Here is an 18,210-nt window from a genome sequence, read left to right as displayed (position 1 = left end):
ATCACCCGCTTTCGGGTACGGCACGTGCTGGGTCGGGCCCCACGACCGCGGAACGTAGCCGAGTTGTTCGATGGTCTCTGCGTAGGTCCGAAGCACCTCAATGAGGGCAAGCTCTGGAATGCCTGCTTCTGCGTTGCTCACGAGCCACCATTCGAGGGCCTGTTCTGCGTCGTCGATCTGCTTTTGACTAGAAGTATGCACGGGTTCTCAGACAGGCACGAATTGAGTGCGCCTGCACCCCTGCAGGCGCAGATACAATGTAGGAGCGCTAGCTCGGCGTCCGCACGACCAACTCCTGCTCTGTGCCACACCAGACGGTGAGTTTCTCGATTATGTACTCGATCGCCTCGTCGTGGGTGAGAACGTCGTCGTCGATCAGATCACCTACGACGTCTTTGAGCGCCTCGAAACGTCCACGGAGCGGTCCATCCCCGACGGGTTCGCCGTCGTACCAGCGCACCGTCTGGAGCGCCCCATTCCCGAATTTCGGGCCATCATTGATGCGCTCGCAGACGTGCTGGAGTCCAAACCAGAGCGTCCGGTACGCTGTGATGTCGAACTCGGTCGTCACCACATAGAATGCTTCGTGATACTCGAAATCTAGGTGTTGGGTGATGATCTCTTCTTTGGTGAGGCCAGTCGCTTCTGGGTCTGGATAGACCGTCGTTCGAGGTCGCTCATCGCTCTTGAGGAGACCACTGGGGAGTTCTTGCCCACAACTTTGCTCGAAGATCTCGGCTGCCCACTCGGCGTGGACGTCATGTCCTCCGAAGGGCGTCTCGTCGTCGATGTCGTGTTTTAACTGGAGGTTGAGTGCGCCCCAGTGAGAGTAATGAATGTTGTACGATTCTTCCGGTCGTTCATAGGCTAGGAGTGCTCTATGTCCCATTCTGTGATTCCTGCAAGGCACTGCGCCCCGCACCCGTGAGGGGCGCAAAAATCCGGGGAGCACTGCTGGAAGTTCCTGTCACGATCACGTCTCGAATCGTTGCTCTCCAAGTGCAGCTAAATTAGTTATTGGCCAGTCGCAGAACGGTGAGAAGGACAATCATGGCTGGCAGAATATACATGAGAAGAAGAGCAACGATTCCGATGGCCATCTGAACTCCGCCACCGCCTCCAGAACCTGTTTGTATGAATATAAGGACAACAAACCAGAGCGTCGCTAGCTGAGTGATTGAGATCTCTTCCATACACTGCCAGGAATAGTAAATTCTACAACAAGTTCTTTTCGGTAAGTATGCAACCTACTACAGTGGCTGTTTCGTCCTTAGTAAAGTAATAAATGATGTTGAATGGGGCTCAGCTCTGCTACTTGAGCGTCCGTCCTCGCCGATCCGGGAAGCCGACGCGACTCCACCCTGTGAGCGCGACCGAACATCGGCCCTCGTACCAGCTCTTGGCCACACCTCGGAACGTGACCGTCTCTCCTTCCCGGACGATCGGTTGCTCGCTCTTTTCCCATACCGTGAATCTGATTCTCGCCGACTCATCCTCAAGTAACCCAACCTGAGCAATACTGCGATGGCTTGGCTCCCACAGTTTCGTTACTCTGCCTTCGATACTCACCTCGCTTCGATTCACCTCATCCACCGCCGCGATTGGAATGACGTGTCCGTTGGCAGTCTGTAGTTCCTCGAACACCCCGACGACCGCACCCAACACATCCGCACCGTCTGCGATCCGCTCAGCCAACCGCCGACTGATCGCCGCCCGCGTCCAGCCGTCGAGTTTCTCGCTCAACCGCCCTGCTTGGGTGTTCACCATCGCCAACTCCTCCCGTGACAGCTCTGTCCTCGGATCGCCTCGCTCTGGATCCGCCCACGGATCCACGCTTGCCGCCCGTTTCTGGAACGTCTCGCGTCGCTCTTGACTTCCCTGCCTGACCACATCTCTCGTCCGTGCCTCCCGGTCTGCATCATGACCTCGATCAATCCGGTGTCGCGTCCGCCCGATCTCCCACTCACGCGCCACCAGTCGTTCTTCGGCTTCGAGTGTCAGTCCCCGTCCCACCCCATCGGGGTGATTCAGATCTACCGTTGCCTGTATCTCCGCTTCCACCCTCGGCCGTAGCTCCGCCGACTCCTCATCGACCGCAAACCGCTCTTCGTCTTGTTCAACTGCCTGTGCAACCGAAAGCTCATTACCGATTTCGTTCGTAGTACTCATTGGAGTCATACACTCCGGAGGCGCGCCTCCTACCGCGTCTTTTCCGAGACTCACTCCTACATGAGTCACAACTCAACACTCTCCGACACATCGTCTCCTACGCTCTCGCTCGCGCCTTCGCCCAGCTCGCTGGGCGCGAGCGAGAGCACGAGCGACCCCACAATCAAGACCGCGCGCCGGCTCACCGAGCAAAGCGAGGTGAGGCTCGGGGCACGAACGGAGTGAGTGACCTGGCGTCTCAGCCGGACCGAGTGGCCAGCGGAGTTAGTCTGGCGAGTTCCGAGCGCCGACGGCGCGCAGGAACCGCCTGACTAACCCGCTGGCGTCCGGAGAGCGCGAGCGACGGTCCGGCCGAGCGTGACGGCGAGCGGGCGGACGAAGCGCACACACCGGACGTACACGACCGACAGTAGACCACACACTCCACGGGGTGGGATCGAAAGGGGCCGGTGCGCTCGACGAGCGAGACGACGTAAGCACCACAGCGAGCACTGCGAGCGAGGAGCACAACGAGTCGCAGCCGTCGAGCGCACCGGGGGCTTTCAGGCTGGTCGTGGTCACCGGTACTGATCCAGAAAGCACGGCAGTACCATTCTGCGTCTCCGCATCTATCTCCCTAGTCACCCCATTGAGTCACACTCCCCATCCCACGACATCCAAGCCACGACCCCAGAACCCAGACCACCGCAAGCGAGCAAAGCGAAATGCCTATGCGGCCCTCACGCGCCTCTCAGCCAACTCGACTCAATGCGCATCACTTCACTCCCAGATCATTCGGAACTCCCCACAGCGCTCACAGAGCGCGACCAGTGGGTCTGCTGGCGCGTCCAAGAGCGAGAGGGCAAGAAATACCAAGATCCCGGTGGTCCCGACGAATGGCCAGTTCGCGTCGGCGACGGATCCCTCGACGTGGACATCCTTCGAGACCGCTCGAGATGCAGCGACCACAGACGGTGAGATAGCAGGAGTTGGCTTCGTCTTCACCAATGAGGACCCACTCGTCGGCGTCGACCTCGATGACTGCCGTGATCCAGCCACAGGAGTACTCGAACCCTGGGCCGAATCGATCGTCGAGGCGCTCGACTCGTTCACCGAGATCAGCCCCTCGGGCACCGGCGTCCATACGATCGTCGAGGGAACGCTTCCTGGCGATCGGAACCGACGAGGTGACGTCGAATGCTACGAGACAGCCCGCTTTTTCACCGTCACGGGAGCACACGTCGACTCAACGCCGACAGACGTTCATCCTCGCTCAGACGGACTCACAACCATCTATCACGAGCACATTGCTTCTGCCACAGAGACATCCTCTACAGACGCCGACACCACCTCGTCAAATACCACCGATCCGACTGGCGACGCCCCAGCCGAATCCGCAGCGCTCACCGACGACGAACTCATAGCAAACGCACGGGCGGCAGCAAACGGTCAGAAGTTTGAGCGTCTCTTCGGCGGCAACACAAGCGGCTACGAAAGCCACTCAGAGGCGGATTTCGCACTCTGTTCGATCATTGCCTTCTGGAGTGGTGGTGACCCAACGCAGATGGACCGGCTCGTTCGTCGCTCTGGATTGGCCCGCCCAAAATGGGACGACGTCCATTTCGGCGATGGGAGTACGTACGGCGAGAAGACGATCGAGCGGGCGATCGCCGTGACATCGGAGTTCTACACTCCCAGTGATTCGGGGAGTGACGTCGACGCCAGTCCGTCTGCTACCACGACGAACCAGCGCGTCGTCACGGATGAGCAACTCCAGCGGATCGAAACGCGAGAACACGTCCGACTCCGAACGATCGAACGTCTCGAAACCGAAGTTCGTGAGCTCACCACCGAGCGTGATCGTCTTGCAGAACAACTAACCGACGAACGAGCCCAACGCCAGCAGCTTGAAGACGAGCTCGAAGATCAGACCACCAGGACCCAGTCACTCCGAGAGCGGTTCTGGGGGCTCTTCGGTCGGGACGAGCAAGCTCGGTAGGGTCATGGCACTACCAGCAATCTGGGATGTCCCCAAGGGTCCCTTTGTGTACTGGTAATCGAATGAGCTGGCTACTCAGCAGATTCACGATGTATTGTTGAGACGGGTCGGATACACTGTAACTGAATCAATGAAATCAGAAGGGCCGGTGGATCCCTGTATCTCTCACGAGTGTCGTGTTCATTTCATCTATCCGCAAGTGAATCGGCTAATACGTAGCGCAGCGAACTGACCTCCAGAATTAGATACAGGGCGCGTATGGAGTCTTCCCGCGAATCACCTTCTCGTTACAGAACACTTTCAGTAATAGGAAAGAACACAGAACTATGCAGAGTATTCGCCGTCCTATCGCAATTGCAGTTGGGACATTCATCGGATTTGTTGTCCTTGGTGGTTCCTCGATTGAGTCTGGTCTCACAGGTGCAGTTACTGCGTTCATTGTAATGTTTATCCTGCAGTTCTCTCTCGATAGGTGAACACCCTGTATCTAACGAACCCACTAGCAAACTTGTGAGCTACTACCGTACAAGAGAGGCGCCCTGTATCCCCAGAGTTGAGTCGAAATACTTCCAGAGAGAACAGACTGACGCTGCCAGAACGCGGGATCCGAATCGACTGGACGCTTTCCCAGTGAATGCTTATCCCTCTTGCACCGCTCATTGTAGAGAACGATGGGACTCTTCGAGAAGTTCGGGCGTCAGGTCGAGCAGTTCAAACAGACTGCGAAGGAAACTGCCGAGGAGAACGCGACCTACCGGTGTCAGGACTGTGATGCCCGGTTTAATACACACGAGGGGGAGTGCCCCGAATGTGGGGCGAAGGAGGTCACGCCGGTGGAGACGACGGAGTGAATACCTGAGCAGTTCAAATCGCTCGGAGAGTTCGGTCGTAGTAGAGCGCTCACCGACACTGGCTGGTTGACACCGGTTGTTCTGTGCTCCAGACACAGCGTCATCAACAAACAGCAGTACCCGTTCGCCACGCGTCAAATCATCCACGAGCAATCTGAACTCATCACGTCCCGCGAACGACCGAACGTGTGGCGCCGTGTACGTCATTTGTGTCCGAGAGCATCAGTGAACTACCCCACCCTACTCGCTCGCTTGCGCTCGCTCCTTGAGGATGGGGCTTCCTGCTTCGATGACGCGCTTTGCAGGAACTGAAGTGGTTCCCGTAGGGAGCGCAGTCTCCACAGGCGTTGATTCGGAGCGTCCCGCTCCTACCTGCTTGATACCGCGAGAAAGAATGTTCCACGCTGCGTTCCAGTCCCTATCGGCGGTGAAGCCGCACGAGGGACAGCAGTGTTCGCGAACCCACAGCGGTTTGTCGGTCGAGACACCGCACGCCGCACACTCTTTGGTCGTTCCGGCTGGATCGACCGCGACAAAATGCGTGCCGTCGCGTTCGCACTTGTACTCGAGCATTCGAAGGAACGTTCCCCATGCTGCTCCGGCACGGTTCCGTGAGTTGCCGTCAAGCTCGACCAGACCTTTCGCGTCCAGATCTTCGACCGCGACGAGATCGTACTCTCGTGCGTAGTACGCCGAGAGTTTGTGAAGGAAGTCGCGGCGCTTGTTCTTCAGATCGGCGTGGCATTCGGCCACGCAACGGCGTTGTGTCTCGTAGTTGCTCGATCCGTGCTCTTTGCGTGAAAGCTTCCGTTGCTCTCGCTCGAGTCGGTCGCGTTCGTCCGAGAGGTCGGCCGATTCGATCGCGTGGCCGTCGGTGTCGTGGGCGTACTTCAGAATACCCACGTCGATCCCGACGACGGTCTTCGGACGGTCGGGCTTCTTCGGTGGCTCTCGGTCAACGTCGACACCGAACGTAGCGAACCACTCGCCCGTCGGTTCCTTCTTGAGCGTAACCTGCTTGAGTACGGCGTTGTCGGGTATTTCTCGATGGAGCCGGATCGGGATGTCCGCGAGTTTCGAGAGTGACAACACAGTCTGGCCGCCCTTCTTGTCGAGCTTGAAGCCAGACTGATTGTACGTGAAACTGCGGAACTCGCGCGGTGGCTTCCACTTGAGCATCCCGACGCCGTAGCCGTTCTGCTTGAGCGCAGAAAGACTACTGAGGTTGTTGAACAGGCGTTCGACGACGGTTTGGAGAACTTTCGAGTACACGTCCGAGAGGCAGACCCACCACTTCTTGAGGTCGGGGAGCTCCGATCGAAGTGTGGTCATGGACGGCAGTTTGCCGTGGTTCTCTCGATACTCGTTGAGGCGGTAGCGGGTATGGTTGTACAGTTGCCTACAGATATCGCGATGTCGGTCCAACTCCTCGCGGTGGGCGTCGGACGGCTCGAGACGATACTTGTAGGCGTAGTACATCAGCTCTCGCGTTCCTCAATGAGTTCGTCGAGTTGACTACGGACGAACGACGAGAGGTTCAGGTGGTTCTCCTCAACCCACTCGGCTTGGTCCTCTCGAATGGTGATATTCTTCCGTCTCACGACATACGCATTATGCGTGCTTATGCGCATAAGTCTTGCGGAACGTGAGTCTGCCGTAATAGAGTGTATAAAAAACGAGCGGCGCTGTATCCCCTCCCTGCTCCCTACGCTCGGTGAGGAAGGGGGCTTAGCGCCTCGATTCAGCTAAAACATCGATTGTAGTCTACGCGAACTATTTGTTTGTATAGGAGAACTATAGTATGTGAACTACTGATGGCTTTTGCTGCACTTCGTGATCGGTTCTCTGGCGTTTGGTCGGGGAGCGAGGAGACAGGCACACTCCGTTTCTTGATCGTCAAACCGCTGCGTGTGCTGTCGTTCTGGAGTGCAGTCTGTCTCCCGTTTTTGTATCTGCCACTGCTTGGACGGGGACTCGAGACAGACGCACAGATTGGTGTCTTCATGTCACTTGTGGCATTGAATCTCGTCGTCCTCATCACTGGACACACGTACCGACCTCGGTGACCTACCACTGGGTCGTTGCTGGGACGGTCGCAGCTCGAAGTGGAATTTCCAAGCAACGTCTTACTCACACACTGAAAAGCGTGTGGCGCATTCTGTAGTTACGTCACTGCTCGTTCTCATAGGTCGAGCACATCACTAGCGCATGCTCATTCTTCGGCCTGATTTTCCACACACGGCTTCACACCCCCGCAAGAGAGGAGATATTGGAGGTTTCGAGGGCGTGTGTGAACCTGCCCAGTTGGGGAGAATGCGAGACAGACGGATTTGCAGACGAGCGAATGCGGCCGTCTATCGGCGTCAACGAGCGGATTATCATTTCGGGTGATGCATCGGTATCGTTCGATGCGACGCTGAATCCGAATCAAGAGATGAAAACCGCAAGACTGCGTCGGTGTGTGGACGAGATCAGGTCTCGGACGTCTCAGTTCGAGAGGACGTGTGGTTGGTATCTTCAGGAGGGAATTCGTCTGCAATAGCTACCGAAACTCCGGATATCGACATCTCACCACCTTCTGATTGGCTCCAGCCATGCTGGGGTCGTCAGCTCACGACTATTGTCTAAACAGGCCGTATACCTACTCTTGCGGTCGATAACGCCGATCGTGAAAATCGGTGCTGAGCCAGCCCCAGTTCTAAACGTCCCAATCGTCCGATCTCGACAGTTGTGAGGCCTACAGAGGACAATTGCAAGATTACACTAGGTGATCAAACAAAGTAGTCCAAAATAGGGCTCACAATCGGCTGTACAAACGACTTGAACCGAAGCCGACCCGTTTCAGGCGGTCCGAAGGTGATCGAGGTTCGGCTCGTACACCTCGCCTTTCTGCTTGAGTTTCTCGATCTCGCGCTCGGCTTTCGTCTGGTCCATGCCGATCTCGTCGACCCGGTCCATCACCACGTCGACCGGCGCGCCGTCCTCATAGTCCTCCTCGACGTCGGCGATCAGCTGCTTGATGTTCTTGATCCGGTCGCGCTGGGTCTTGGACTGACCCGTCTCGACGACGTCGGCGTCGAACTGCCCCGTTTCAGGGTCGACGCCGATATCCTGCAGACAGGAGCGAACGATCTCGATCACGCGGTCTGCGTCTTGGGCCTCGACCGTGTCGGAAAGGCGCACGCGGGCGCTGGCCTCCGCGAGGCGGACGAGCGCTTCGAGCTTCCGGGCGGTCACGGGGACGGGGGCGTCCTCGTCGGTCCCCTTCGAGCGAAGGTCGACGTAGAACTGCTGGATCGAATCGCGGGCCTCCTCGGTCATCGTCGGGAACACGTTGCTCTTGGCGTGGGCGACGTACTTGCGCAGCAGGTCGGCCTCGATTGCGGGTTCGACCTGCTCGGTCTGGGCGTCGACCTGCTCGCGGGTGACGTCGGGCGTCGCCATCTCGTTGCGCTGGGTGTTGAGCTCGCCCGCGAAGTTCGTCTGGATGATGTGCTCGGCGAGGCGGGCGTCCTCTTCCTCGTCGGGCTGGTCGGTGACGGTGAAGATCAGGTCGAACCGCGAGATCAGTGCGGGTTCGAGGTCGATCTGCTCGCCGATCGGCTCGTACTGGTCGAAGCGGCCGTACTTGGGGTTCGCGGCGCCGAGCAGAGAGCAGCGACTTTTCAGTGTAGCGTTAATTCCTGCTTTGCTTACACTAATGGATTGCTGTTCCAGCCCCTCATGCATTGCTGACCGGTCCGACGCATCCATTTTGTCCAGTTCGTCGACCGCGGCGATCCCTTTGTCAGCTAAGACGAGTGCGCCCGCTTCGAGCGTCCACTGCTGGCCGTCACCGAAGTCGTCGCGTACCGCAGCAGCAGTAAGCCCGGCAGCTGAAGATCCTTTACCGGAGGTATAGACGGACCGGGGCGAGATCTCGCGGACGTACTGGAGTAGCTGGGAATTGTGCGAGTAGATGTTGTTCGAGAGGTAGCTGTGGGTGCCCGCAACTTCGAGGTCGTAGACCCAGTCGTACTCAGGATCAATCGCTTCGATCGACTCGATGCGGTCCCAGAGAACTCCGTTTTCAGTGAGTTCGCGTAGCGATTCGACATTGTGCTGAATCTCAGTCGTCCCGCCGTCAGCAGCAACCTCTGTGAACGTCTCTGCCGCACCTGCTTGCCTCTCAAAGGCGTCCACAACAGATTGGAGACTCCCTCTACTCGGGTTTCGAGAGCCGCGCTCGTAGTGCTGGTACGTCGTTCGCGGGATTCCACACTCCGACTGCGTCAATCCGAGGTCGTTGCGTGTCTCGCGCAGTTCGTCGCCGTCGATCGGGACGACATCACGGTTGGTGTTACTGGATGTCTCAGCGTACTCCTGGGCAGCTGCCGATTTACGGTCCGTGACGAAGCCGATCTGATCGACGAAGCGTCCGAACTGCGGACCGCTGATCCGGAGCCGATAGCTTCCGTTTTGTCGAGGCGCTAACTGCGACGTGATACCGAGAGAAAGCAGGAGACTCCGTACGTTCTCAAGGAGTTCACGACTCATTGACGCGACTGTGATCTCCCGTTCCTTGGCAGAGACGTGTCCTTCCGCGTCGATCAACGCGCGTACGAACTCAGCTTTCGTCGCGGACGATGTTTGCATGAGATCCGACGGGACGCGCTGGTCGGCCGATCCGCACAGAATGCTGGGATCGAGGGTCGAGAGGAAGCTAACGAACTCGCCGGACGTGCAGATGATCTCACGTGCTTCCTTGCCCTCGTGCGGTTCGCGCTCGAAGTAGTTGAGCCCCAATCGGTCGTATGCGCGGGCAACGTCATCGAGTATCTCTCGGTCGTTGTTCGTGATCGAGACGAACCCAGTATTGTCATCCCGCTGTTCGACGTATCCTTCGGCGATCACGTAGCCGACGAGGCGTGCGAGCCACGGCGTCCACTCGTCCGGAAGATCGAGTCGGACGGCGTTATTGGACTGAGAGCGCCGATACGACACGTCGAGTGTGTCGTCCGGAGTCGTCGAAATCTCCCGTGGCGTAGCGACAAATGCGCCCTCAGATAGATCTCCTGCACGAACGGCATCGATACCACCATTGCCGGGAGTAAATAGTGGGTGAGACGGCGTCACCTCTACTTCGTACCCGCTCGACGTCCGAATCCGGTACATCTGCTCGGGCGCTTCGCGTTTCCACACCTTCGTCGCTCGCTGGATCGACTGTGAGCCGTCTGCACCGAGCGACACGACGTCTTGGTCTATCGTGTCATAGACACCGTCGTCGACCGGTTTGGGATCCTCGAGATTCGCCTCGACGATCTCTTTGATCGGACGCTCACGACCGTCAGCGAGTGTGACGTTCGTATCGCCCTTGACGCACTTCCCCGTACCGGGGTCCCCTATCAGCAGCATGTGCAGGTCGCCCCGAATCCGCGAACCGTCGGGAAGGTGCTTGGTGACGCCGGAGAACAGTTGCAGGATGATGGCGAGTTTCTCCTGGTCGTAGCCGTAGATCGAGGGCGCCATCGACGCGATCATCTTCTCGTAGATGTCGGGGTCGTTCGAGAGTTCGACGATCTCGGCCTTCTCCTCCTCGGAGATTTCCATGTCCTCGAACTCCTCGTCCTCGATCTCGACGGAGACGCCCTCCATGTACACGTCGAAGATCGGCGACTTCTCCTGATCGTTGCCCTGCTGTTGTAGGTGGAGAATTCCGGTGACTGTGACGTGGTCGCCGGGCGTGACCTGGCCGGTGACGTCGTCCTCGATGGTGACGTCGACGCTCTGGGGCGTCTCGCCGCCGCGCAGCCCCTCGGGGCTCTCCTGGACCCGAAGGCGTTGGGCGTCGACGAACTCGGACTGGTCAAAGTTGATATTGAACGGGCCCTGCCGCTCGCAGCCCTGGCACTCGTGGGGTTCCTGAAAGTCGCTGGAAGACTGGGGGATGTAGGTGAGCGTGCCACAGCGCTGGCACTCGAAGGCGGCCTCCTCGATCTTCGGGCGGACGTCGGTCGCTTTGCGAATGATCCCCTGAACCCCCAGTAGCTTGCCGACGTGTCGCGATCGGATCTGCCGGATCTCGGTGGTTTCGGGGAGATTGTGAACGCGGACGTGCGCTCGCCCGAGGCTCACGTCGACCGGGAGGTCGTAGATTCGCAACGCCTCCTCGGCGTACTCCTGGAGCTGCTCGGGCTGGGAGAGGTAGTCGTCGGCCAGGTCCGGGTCGTACTTGTAGAGGTCCTGCCAGTCGACGTGGAGCGACCGCTGCTCGCCGGGGTAGTTCTGCGCGAGCTGGCCGATCTCCTCCCGATAGTAGTTCCGATAGAACTGCTCGAAAGAGTCCACGAGTTCGGTATTTTCCGCTCGCGCCATTGCTCTCTCGTAACGCGGCATCGCCTATGAACCTTGGCAAAGGGTAGTGTAACTGGACGGGAGACAGGTCGAACGCGCGACCGGTAGACGGAGCGTGAGCGGGGATGCGGGCGGGATTAATCGGCTTCGCGTCGGGAGCGACGCCGGCGTTCAATCGCCGTCCTCGCGGGACGGCCGTGCTTCGACGCCGTCGCGGCGCTCGGCTTCGGCGTCGCGTACGGCTGCGGTCGCGGGAGCGGACGGACACTCGTGGACCACCAGATCGTGGTACTCCATCGCCGGATCGAAGCGTCGCAGGCGCGCGCGGTAGGCGCTCGCGAAGCGGGCGGCCAGCCCGGCGTCCTCGCGGCTCTCGAACCAGAGCCCGGCGACGGGAACCGGCGTGAATCCGGTCCGGGCGCAGGCGACGCCGAAGCGGCCGTCGCTGGTCGCGAGCGATTCGACGCGAGCGCGAAGTGAGCGAAGCGAGCAGGTCATGGCTGTGAGGTGAACTCTCGACGGCGAACGATGGTGCGCCAATCGTATGTTTTAGGTCTACCTAAATCCGTAAAATTGTTTCGCTGCGCTCCGCTCGAAACCGCCGACGGGCCGCGGCGTCGACATCGCGCTCGACGCTCAGGGGTCGCCGGCGTACGCCATCGTGCTCAGCAGCGCGTTTTCGGCCTGCCGGGAGTCCAGTCTGGTGTGCTGGCAGACGATCGGCACGTCGGATTCGATCACGCTCGCGAACCCGGTGCCCCTCGGGATCTCCTCGGGGTCGTCGAGGTCGTTGAATTGCACGTGCTCGGTGCGTTCGGCCGGCACCGTCAGCCGGTAGGGACCGACTGGCTCGCGATCGCTGAAGTAGATCGTGATCTCGACGTCGGCGTCCTCGTCGCCGGCGTTCAGGATGCAAATCGTCTCGTGGCTCGTCATCTCCGGGGCCGGGCCGGTGCTCCCCGCGGGGATGTACCCCTCCGGGATCGCCCAGCAGTGCTTTCCGATCACAGGTATCGGTGCCACGACCGACGGGAAAACCGTTGGTCCCGATCGGCCCTACAATCGCCGCTTCGTACGCCCGAAGGTACGACGGGCGCTCGTCGATCCCGGATTAATCGCCCGCCCAGACGAAGTGCGACGCCACGACGCTCTCGCGGTGACCGTGGCGCCGATGGTGCAAGACGGCGAGGGCGCGTCGGTATCGAGCCAGTCGACACCGACGAGCGATTCGCCTCGGTCACGATACTCGCAATGCTGCTGCTCCGCAACGTGAGTTCGCGAGAAGAGCCTAGGCCGGGATTTGAACCCGGGCTCTCGTCCTTACCAAGGACGCGCTTTACCGCTAAGCTACCCAGGCGCGCTATGATGCGTACACGCCGATTTCCGCCTTCGGCATCCGATTCTACTGCGGTCGCGTATAAATATGTGATGAAACCGCCCGAGAGTGCCGTGTGGTGACGTACCCAATCAATAACGCACGATCGCGGTTTCCTAGACATTCAGCGGTGTAAAGCGCTTGCTGCCGGGTGGACTCACAGCCGGAATACTGCTATCACATTTCCATTTTCGTGAATCTCAACGAGCTAAAGCATTATACGAAATACAGGAGAAACCCACGGCTTTAGCCGTGGGATGAATCTGTCACTGTTGAATCAAACCACGCTACTGTGGCAGGCCGACATCCCGACGTTTAAGAAACACCACTTCTTCATATAAGATATGGACGTGCGGCGTACCGTCCCCGTTGCACTCGACGTAGATAGCGACGATGCCGCACTCCTCGAAGACACCGTCGATACGTTCCTCTGGTCGGCGCAGTACGTCGTCGACCACGCCTTCCAAGGCGAATACGTCACCACCAGCAAAACCACGCTGGACGACGCAACCTATAGCGACGTGCGAGAGAAAACAGATGGCTTCAACGCGGGACTGGTGCAAGCAGCGAGGAACAAAGCCGCTGAAGCCTGCAAAAGCGTCGTCGCCCGCTGGAAGCACGGCAAGAACGCGTCGAAACCCTCCTTCACCAGCCCGCACGTCGTCTACGACCACCGCACAGCAACGTTCCACGGTGAGTACGTGAGTCTCGCCACCACGGACGGTCGCATCGAAGCCGACTACGTACTACCTGACGAGGATAGTGACACACCGCACTCGAAGTATCTTTTTTCAGATAAATACGAAACGACGGGTGCGGAACTACACTACGATGACGGTAAATGGGCACTTCACATCCACTGTAAGATGGAAGTGGAGTCTGACACGTCGGAACAGGCAACACCTGAGAACGGAACGGTTCTCGGGGTTGACCTCGGTGTGAACACCCTCGCCGTCACCAGCACGGGCACGTTCTGGACGGGCAACGAGTTCGACCACTGGCGCAGAGAATACGAAAAGCGACGTGGCGACCTCCAACAGTGCGGGACGCGGTGGGCACACCAGAACATCGGATCAGTCGGACAGAAGGAAGAAGGTCGGTTCAAACTGATGCTGCATCGCATCAGCAACGAGCTCGTCACGGAAGCCCGTGAGAACGGGTGTTCTGTCATTGTATTTGAGGATTTGACGGACATCCGTGAGCGAACTGGCGCGTCGTGGGGGCACAAGTGGGCGTTCGACCGCTTGTGCGACTACGTTGAGTACAAAGCCGAAGAATACGGTATCACGGTTGAGCAAGTTGACCCTGAGAACACGAGTCGCCGTTGCTCACACTGTGGCTTTACCCACCCCGACAACCGTGATGGTGAGGCGTTCGAGTGCCTGAAATGCGAGTATGAGAATCACGCCGACTACAACGCCGCGAAGAATATCGGTCTACGGTATCTCCGTCGCATCCAAACCGGCGGCGACGGAGGCGCACCCTTGGGCGTGCGCTTGAACAGCGGGACGTTGACCGTGAATGGAGGCTATTCTCCTGCCTCAACTGAGGCCAGAACGGGAGTCCACGCTGAATCCCGCGACTTTGGTCGTGGGTAGCTCAAGTATTTCGATTCGACCCACCCCCGGCATGCGGTGTCGTGGCGTCAGTGATCGGTCGCCGAGCGGACCTGATCGTCAGCGCCGCCGTCGCTCGGCGTCGAACTCAGGAAAGCGTCCAGTCCGTCGCCGAACAGCTCCGCCGCGGGCGCCAGCGGGAGCTCGGTCGTCCGACCGAGTTCCGTCGCGACCTGCATGAGCCGCGGCCGCGCCGGAGCGGCGTCAGCGCTGACGCCGTCGACCGCGGTGGTGCCCGCGATCACCGCGAGTTCGAGCACCGAGGTCTCCAGCGAGCGATCCAGCGCCCGGGCGTTCTCGGCGTCGCGCCGCAGCGTCTGGTCGCGCCCGAACGCCCGGACGACGTCGACCGCCGCGCCGGCCGCCTCCGTGCGCGCGAGGAGGTAGAATCCCCGCGAGACGAGAACGTCGGCGGCGAGTACGGCGAGGTTTGGCTCGGTGTGATCGGCGGGGTCGAGGTCAGCCCACGGCTCGTCGTGAGCGAGCTGTCGGGTGAGCCGAAGCCCCTCGTAGATGAGTTGGACGCCGGCGCCGCGCTCCGCGACCGGCTCGGCGGCGACCGAGTCGTCGACGGCGCGAGCGCTCAACAGTACGAGGGCGCCAGGGGCCATCGAGGCGTCCGCGAGCGCGTCGTCGATCTCCTCGCGGAGCCGTCGGGGCTCGATGTCGGAGACGGCGTCGGTGGCTGCGCGCCGTATCCTCGCGGCATCGTCCATCACCGCGGGCTAGGGAAAGGACAGGCAAAGACCTTTGGAAACGCCCGGGGGCGGCTGCGACGCGATCGAGCCGACCGGCACACGAGGGCGGCGCCGACGAGACGCCTGCGACCGGTGCCGGAACCTACACGGTCGCGGGCGCGCCACGAGACGTATGATCGAGACCGAAGTCGAGGGGGACGTTCGGACGGTTCGGCTGGGGCGACCGGAGCGCCGAAACGCGCTGACGCCGGCGGCGCTCGACGACCTCGCCGCGGCGATCGACGACGCCGACGAGACCGTGGTGTACCTGACGGGCGCGGGCTCGGCGTTCTGCGCCGGCGCGGATCTCGACGCCGTGGCCGAACTCGACGACGAGAACCAGGCCCGGGACTTCGCCCGGCGCGGCCAGCGCGTCGCACGAACCATCGAGACCGCCGAGAGCGCGGTCGTCGCGGGGATCGACGGCGCCGCGCGGGGCGGGGGCGTCGAGCTGGCGCTGGCCTGTGACGTGCGCGTCGCGACGCCCGCGGCGACGTTCGCCGAGCCCGGCGTCACGTTCGGGCTGTTCGGCGCCTGGGGCGGGACGGTCCGCCTTCCGGAGATCGTCGGCCGCGGCGACGCGATGGATCTGGCGCTGTCCGGGCGCGCGCTCGACGCCGACGACGCGCTGCGGACCGGCCTCGTTTCGCGCGTGATCGAAGAGCCCCGGACCGTCGCCGCGGAGATCGCAGGCAACGACGCCGCCGCCGTGCGCGCGGTGAAACGCCGACTGCGCGACGACGCCGATCGGGAGGCGCGGGAACGTCGGGAGGCCGACGCGTTCGCGAAACTCGTCGTCGAGCGGGCGGACGACTTGCGCGCACGTAGGCGCGAGGAGGAGTGATCACTCGGTGCGACCTGTCGCAACGACGCCGCGGACCCAGCGAGCCGACAGCTTTGATACGGGGAAGCACCCAGTCGGTAGCATGCCCGACTGCGACTACTGCGACGCCTCATTTTCCGACGAGTCGGCTTACCTCGATCATCTCGAAGCCGACCACCGCGGCGAGCTCGGAGCGATCGACCGCCGACGGATCGACGCCGACGACGGGGACGAGGAGGGCCGGGATCTGGCGCTGTACGCCGTCGGCATCGTCGGCGTCGCGTTGATCGCCGGCCTGCTCACCTACGTCGTCGTCTCCGGTGCGCTCGGCGGGGGCGGCGACGGCGACCTCGGCGAACAGGGAGCGGCGCCGAACCCGCCCGGCTTCGATCTCGGGCCGGCCGGCGATGACCAGGTCTACGAGCCCTACGACCAGGCTACGGTGCACTACCACGGCGAGATCAGCGTCACCGTCGACGGCCAGGCGATCGACTTCACCCGCGCGGCGTTCCAGCACCCCCGCGCCAGTCCGGCGTTCCACTTCGAGCGCGGCGAGGCGCGCTGGCACGGCCACGCCAGCGGCGTCACCCTGGAGTACGGCCTGGAGACGACGGCCTTCGGCGTCACCGAGGACACGTTCTACTACGACGGGACGCTGTACGACGGGAGCGAGGACGGGACGACCGTGCGCTACGAAGTGAACGGCGAGTCGGTCGATCCGGAGACGTACGTGCTCGAGGAGAACGACTACATCGAGGTCGTCGTGACCGACGAGTCGGCGAGTGGCGGCTCGGAAACCAACGAATCGGCGAGCAACGCGTCGGCCGAGTGACTCAGCGCTCGGGCGACGGCGGCATCGCGCGCTTGTGGGCGCTGCGCTCGTACAGTTCCTCGACGCGTTCGACGGTCTCGACGTCGACGTCGACGATCCGCGCGGTCGACACCGCGGGGACGCCGCCGTCGACGTGCAGCGCGAGGATCGGATCGAGCGTGTCGTAGGGGATGCCGAGTTCGTCCTCGTCGGTCTGGCCGCTCCACAGCCCCGCCGTCGGCGGCTTCTCGACGAGATCGTCCGGGACGCCGATCGCGCGGGCGAGCTGGCGCACCTGCTGCTTGTAGAGATTGCCGATCGGGTGACAGTCGACGGCGCCGTCGCCGTACTTCGTGTAGTAGCCCACGAGCGCCTCGCTCCGGTTGCCGGTGCCCAGTACCAGACGGTCCTCGTGATTGGCCACCAGGTAGTTGAGCACCGCCCGCGTCCGGGCGCGAGCGTTGCCGACGGCGACCTCGTCGCCCTCGCTCTCGGGATAGGCGTCGACGAACGCGTCGACGATCGGCCCGATCTCGATCACGTCGTACTCGATGCCCAGATCGAGCGCGACGCGCTCGGCGTCGCTCATGTTGTCGTCGCGGCTGACCGTGCCGGGCATCACCAGCCCGCGGAGGCCGTCCTCGCCCAGCGCCTCGACGGCGAGGTGTGCGACGAGAGTGCTGTCGATCCCGCCCGAGAGCCCCAGCACGGCGCCGTCGGCGCCGGCCGCCGCGACCTGCTCGGCAATGAACGTCGTGATGTGATCGCGCCGAGCGGCGAGTTCGGCGTCGGAGAATCGAAGGTCCACCATTACCGAAGAATTAGTGCTGGACCGGCTAATAGCTGTCCGTTGCCCCCAAATATCGTCCTCGTTTCGACTCGAAACGTGGGCGATCGTCGAAGTAATTCCGAGAGATCGCGGGCAGGATTTAGGACCCTCGAGTCCGAGTACTCGAACATGGAACCGGAAGCACAGCGGACGCTCGCGGCCTGGGCGGTCATCGGGCTCGGGATCGTCGGCTGTGGCATCGCGTTCGCGCTAATCGACGGCGTCGACAGCACCGCTGCGGCGCTTGGCTGGTACGCGCTCGCGGTCGGCAGCGCGCTGGCCGCCGGTGCCGTGCCGGTACCGAACGTGCGCGACGTCTGGCGACTTCGAGAGTGACGATTCGCCGACGGAAGCGCTACGTTCAAGTGCGGGCATCCTCAAGCAGGTTTCAAGCGCTGGTGGTGAGCGATTCCAAAGGAATCGCGAGCCTCGGGGCGCGAGTGAGCGAAGCGAACGAGCGCCGGTGGTCTAGTGGTAGGACATGAGCTTCCCAAGCTCATAGCCCGGGTTCAATTCCCGGCCGGCGCACTCCCTGCGGTCGTTTGCCGGCCGACGTTCACCTCGCTGCGCTCGGTGAACTCCCGGAACGGCGAAGCCGTTCCGACCCTCGCGAACGCGAAGCGTTCGCTCGGTCCCGGCCGGCGCATTTCTGCGAGGATTTCATCACGAGCGACTGCGTCACGACCGA

16 protein-coding genes, 2 tRNA genes and 1 pseudogene are annotated in these 18,210 nt (G+C 61.3%); 8 read left to right on the top strand and 11 right to left on the bottom strand.

The window, feature by feature from the left end:
- Positions 1-268: 268 nt before the first annotated feature.
- From NO931_RS04665 to NO931_RS04655, 3 genes are all read right to left on the bottom strand, one after another.
- Positions 269-889, bottom strand: a complete 621-nt coding sequence (locus NO931_RS04665; RefSeq protein WP_256391477.1) for a DUF6735 family protein — start codon at positions 887-889, stop codon at positions 269-271.
- 121 nt (positions 890-1,010) lie between these two features.
- A complete protein-coding gene (locus NO931_RS04660) occupies positions 1,011-1,193 on the bottom strand; it encodes a hypothetical protein (protein WP_256391476.1) in 183 nt (60 codons plus the stop codon).
- Between the two features lie 118 nt (positions 1,194-1,311).
- Positions 1,312-2,169 (bottom strand): DNA-binding protein, encoded by an 858-nt coding sequence (locus tag NO931_RS04655; protein WP_256391475.1) that lies wholly within the window; start codon positions 2,167-2,169, stop codon positions 1,312-1,314.
- A gap of 747 nt (positions 2,170-2,916) precedes the next feature.
- Here NO931_RS04655 and NO931_RS04650 point away from each other — a divergent pair.
- A pseudogene (locus NO931_RS04650) lies at positions 2,917-4,147 on the top strand (phage NrS-1 polymerase family protein).
- Between the two features lie 671 nt (positions 4,148-4,818).
- A complete protein-coding gene (locus tag NO931_RS04645; RefSeq protein WP_256391473.1) occupies positions 4,819-4,998 on the top strand; it encodes a hypothetical protein in 180 nt (59 codons plus the stop codon).
- A 240-nt stretch (positions 4,999-5,238) separates the two neighbouring features.
- On the opposite strand, the gene NO931_RS04640 is transcribed toward NO931_RS04645, so the two are convergent.
- Positions 5,239-6,477, bottom strand: coding sequence for an RNA-guided endonuclease InsQ/TnpB family protein (locus NO931_RS04640; RefSeq protein WP_256391472.1), 1,239 nt, complete (start codon positions 6,475-6,477; stop codon positions 5,239-5,241).
- Positions 6,477-6,599, bottom strand: a complete 123-nt coding sequence (locus tag NO931_RS04635; protein ID WP_256391471.1) for a hypothetical protein — start codon at positions 6,597-6,599, stop codon at positions 6,477-6,479. The genes NO931_RS04640 and NO931_RS04635 overlap by 1 nt, the downstream gene beginning before the upstream one ends.
- A 213-nt stretch (positions 6,600-6,812) precedes the next feature.
- Here NO931_RS04635 and NO931_RS20965 point away from each other — a divergent pair, with 213 nt between their 5' ends.
- A complete protein-coding gene (locus tag NO931_RS20965; protein WP_510629978.1) occupies positions 6,813-7,064 on the top strand; it encodes a DUF8028 family protein in 252 nt (83 codons plus the stop codon).
- Between the two features lie 775 nt (positions 7,065-7,839).
- Here NO931_RS20965 and NO931_RS04630 read toward each other — a convergent pair.
- From NO931_RS04630 to NO931_RS04615, 4 genes are all read right to left on the bottom strand, one after another.
- Complete coding sequence (locus NO931_RS04630; protein WP_256391470.1) at positions 7,840-11,352, bottom strand: LAGLIDADG family homing endonuclease; 3,513 nt, start codon at positions 11,350-11,352, stop codon at positions 7,840-7,842.
- A gap of 150 nt (positions 11,353-11,502) precedes the next feature.
- Complete coding sequence (locus tag NO931_RS04625) at positions 11,503-11,829, bottom strand: DUF7552 domain-containing protein (RefSeq protein ID WP_256391469.1); 327 nt, start codon at positions 11,827-11,829, stop codon at positions 11,503-11,505.
- Positions 11,830-11,967: 138 nt separating this feature from the next.
- Positions 11,968-12,339, bottom strand: a complete 372-nt coding sequence (locus tag NO931_RS04620) for a sensory rhodopsin transducer (RefSeq protein WP_256391468.1) — start codon at positions 12,337-12,339, stop codon at positions 11,968-11,970.
- Between the two features lie 277 nt (positions 12,340-12,616).
- Positions 12,617-12,688: transfer RNA gene (locus NO931_RS04615), tRNA-Thr, on the bottom strand.
- Positions 12,689-13,050: 362 nt separating this feature from the next.
- Between NO931_RS04615 and NO931_RS04610 the strand changes: the two genes are divergently transcribed.
- Positions 13,051-14,304, top strand: a complete 1,254-nt coding sequence (locus NO931_RS04610) for an RNA-guided endonuclease InsQ/TnpB family protein (RefSeq protein WP_256391467.1) — start codon at positions 13,051-13,053, stop codon at positions 14,302-14,304.
- Positions 14,305-14,351: 47 nt separating this feature from the next.
- Here the strand turns inward: NO931_RS04610 and NO931_RS04605 are convergent, their stop codons facing one another.
- Positions 14,352-15,038: a DUF7114 family protein gene (locus tag NO931_RS04605; RefSeq protein ID WP_256391466.1), complete on the bottom strand. Its 687-nt coding sequence runs from the start codon at positions 15,036-15,038 to the stop codon at positions 14,352-14,354.
- A 154-nt stretch (positions 15,039-15,192) separates the two neighbouring features.
- Between NO931_RS04605 and NO931_RS04600 the strand changes: the two genes are divergently transcribed.
- A complete protein-coding gene (locus NO931_RS04600; protein WP_256391465.1) occupies positions 15,193-15,903 on the top strand; it encodes an enoyl-CoA hydratase/isomerase family protein in 711 nt (236 codons plus the stop codon).
- 82 nt (positions 15,904-15,985) lie between these two features.
- Complete coding sequence (locus NO931_RS04595; protein ID WP_256391464.1) at positions 15,986-16,714, top strand: hypothetical protein; 729 nt, start codon at positions 15,986-15,988, stop codon at positions 16,712-16,714.
- A gap of 1 nt (position 16,715) precedes the next feature.
- On the opposite strand, the gene NO931_RS04590 is transcribed toward NO931_RS04595, so the two are convergent.
- Positions 16,716-17,504, bottom strand: coding sequence for an NAD+ synthase (locus NO931_RS04590; protein ID WP_256391463.1), 789 nt, complete (start codon positions 17,502-17,504; stop codon positions 16,716-16,718).
- A 147-nt stretch (positions 17,505-17,651) separates the two neighbouring features.
- On the opposite strand from NO931_RS04590, the gene NO931_RS04585 reads away from it, so the two are divergent.
- Both NO931_RS04585 and NO931_RS04580 read left to right on the top strand, forming a co-directional pair.
- Positions 17,652-17,858, top strand: coding sequence for a hypothetical protein (locus NO931_RS04585; RefSeq protein WP_256391462.1), 207 nt, complete (start codon positions 17,652-17,654; stop codon positions 17,856-17,858).
- 121 nt (positions 17,859-17,979) lie between these two features.
- Positions 17,980-18,050 (top strand) — tRNA-Gly (locus NO931_RS04580).
- Positions 18,051-18,210: the final 160 nt, after the last annotated feature.

Source organism: Natronoarchaeum rubrum (assembly GCF_024494695.1).
The sequence above is the reverse complement of the archived record's forward strand: the minus strand, read 5'-3'. Positions and strand labels throughout refer to the sequence as shown.